This window comes from Allobosea sp. CER48 (assembly GCF_044752385.1).
In the GTDB taxonomy this organism is placed as follows: domain Bacteria; phylum Pseudomonadota; class Alphaproteobacteria; order Rhizobiales; family Beijerinckiaceae; genus Allobosea.
The window spans coordinates 1-2,089 of record NZ_JBIWYK010000503.1; the positions used below are offsets into that span (position 1 = coordinate 1).

At 68.0% G+C, this 2,089-nt stretch carries 1 protein-coding gene; it reads left to right on the forward strand.

The annotated features are described in order from the left end of the window. The first annotated feature begins 27 nt into the window (after positions 1–27). The gene (locus ACIPIA_RS14860; RefSeq protein ID WP_400510662.1) at positions 28–2,067 is read left to right on the forward strand and encodes an NAD(+) synthase; all 2,040 of its coding nucleotides are present in this window, start codon (positions 28–30) and stop codon (positions 2,065–2,067) included. Positions 2,068–2,089 lie beyond the last annotated feature (22 nt).

Below are 2,089 nucleotides of genomic sequence, written 5' to 3' on the forward strand. Positions count from 1 at the left end.
CATAGTCCGCCGGCCGACGGGGTGACGATGAGCTTCCGCAACATCCATTCGCACGGTCTCGTCCGGATCGCCTGCGCCGCGCCGCGGCTGAAGGTGGCCGATCCGGCCTTCAACGTCGCCGAGACCATCATGATGCTGAGGCGGGCCGATGCGGGCGGTGCCTCGCTCTGCCTGTTCCCGGAGCTCGGGATCAGCGCCTATGCGATCGACGATCTGCTGCAGCAGAACGCCCTGCTCGATGCGGTGAAGGAGGCGCTGGCGCGGCTGGTCGAGGAGAGCCGCAGCCTGCGCTGCATCGCCGTGGTCGGCGCGCCCCTGCGAGTCGAGGGGCGGCTGTTCAACTGTGCCGTCGCCATCCATCGCGGCCGCATCCTCGCGGCCGTGCCCAAGACCTATTTGCCGAACTATCGCGAGTTCTACGAGCGCCGGCAGTTCGCCTCCGGCGAGCGGGCCGGCACCCTCTATATCGATCTCTGCGGCCAGGACGTCGCCTTCGGCACGGATGTGCTGCTCGCCGCGACCGATATGCCGGACCTCGTCGTCCACATGGAGATCTGCGAGGACGTCTGGACGCCGATTCCGCCTTCCTCCTATGCCGCGCTCGCCGGCGCGACGCTGTTGCTGAACCTCTCCGCGTCGAACGTCACCATCGGCAAGTCGGACTGGCGCCATGCGCTCTGCAAGGCGCATTCGGGGCGCTGCATCGCGGCCTACGCCTATTCCGCCGCCGGCACCGGCGAGTCGACCACCGACCTCGCCTGGGACGGGCAGGCGATGATCTACGAGAACGGCATCCTGCTGGCCGAGGCCGAGCGCTTCGCCGCGGAGCCGCAGCTCATCCTCGCCGATATCGATCTCGAGCGCCTGGCGATGGACCGTATCCGCCAGAACACCTTCGGCGACAGCGCCGACGTGCACCGCGACCGGCTCGGCTTCCGCCGCATCGACTTCGCGCTCGACCCCGACCGTGACGGCGATCTCGGCCTCGCCCGCACCGTCGAGCGCTTCCCCTTCGTGCCAAACGACGATGCGAGGCTGAACGAGCTCTGCTTCGAGGCCTACAACATCCAGTCGCATGGCCTGCGCAAGCGGCTGGAGAGCACGCGGCTCGACAAGGTCGTGATCGGGGTCTCCGGCGGCCTCGATTCGACGCAGGCGCTGATCGTCGCGGCCCATACCTTCGATGCGCTGGGCTTGGCCCGCGAGAACATCCTCGCCTATACGCTGCCCGCCTTCGCGACGAGCAAGGACACCAAGGACAATGCCTGGCGGCTGATGCGCGCACTCGGCGTCAGCGCCGAGGAGATCGACATGACGCCGGCCTGCCGGCAGATGCTGGTCGATATCGGCCACCCCTTCGCGCAGGGCGAGCCCGTCTACGATATTACCTTCGAGAACGTGCAGGCCGGCGCGCGCACCTCCGTGCTCTTCCGCCTCGCCAACCGGCACAACGCGCTGGTGATGGGCACCGGCGATCTCTCGGAGCTGGCGCTGGGCTGGTGCACCTACGGCGTCGGCGATCACATGTCGCACTACAACGTCAACGGCTCGGTCCCGAAGACGCTGATCCAGCACCTGATCCGCTGGGTCGCTCAATCCGGACGCTTCGGGGCGGAAGCCTCCGACGTCATGCTCGACATCCTCGCGACCGAGATCTCGCCGGAGCTGGTTCCGGGCGACGGCGACAAGCCGGCCCAGAAGACCGAGGATTTCGTCGGCCCCTATGCGCTGCAGGATTTCAACCTGTTCTACACCACGCGCTACGGCTTCCGCCCGAGCAAGATCGCCTTCCTGGCCGAGCATGCCTGGCGCGATGCCGCCGTCGGGGACTGGCCGCCGAATATCGAGGCGGACAAGCGCGTCGCCTATGATCTGCCGGTGATCAAGCGCTGGCTCGGCGTCTTCATCCGCCGCTTCTTCGAGACCAGCCAGTTCAAGCGCTCGGCCGTGCCCAATGGGCCGAAGGTCTCGTCCGGCGGGTCGCTCTCGCCGCGAGGCGACTGGCGCGCGCCGAGCGATGCCTCCGCCGCGCCCTGGCAGGCCGACTGGCAGCGCATCCCCGACTGATGAGCCCGGCCGGTTGTCGCGT

Coding starts and splice junctions, on each gene's coding strand:
- ACIPIA_RS14860 (WP_400510662.1), top strand. CDS start 28: ATGAGCTTCCGCAACATCCATTCGCACGGTCTCGTCCGGATCGCCTGC.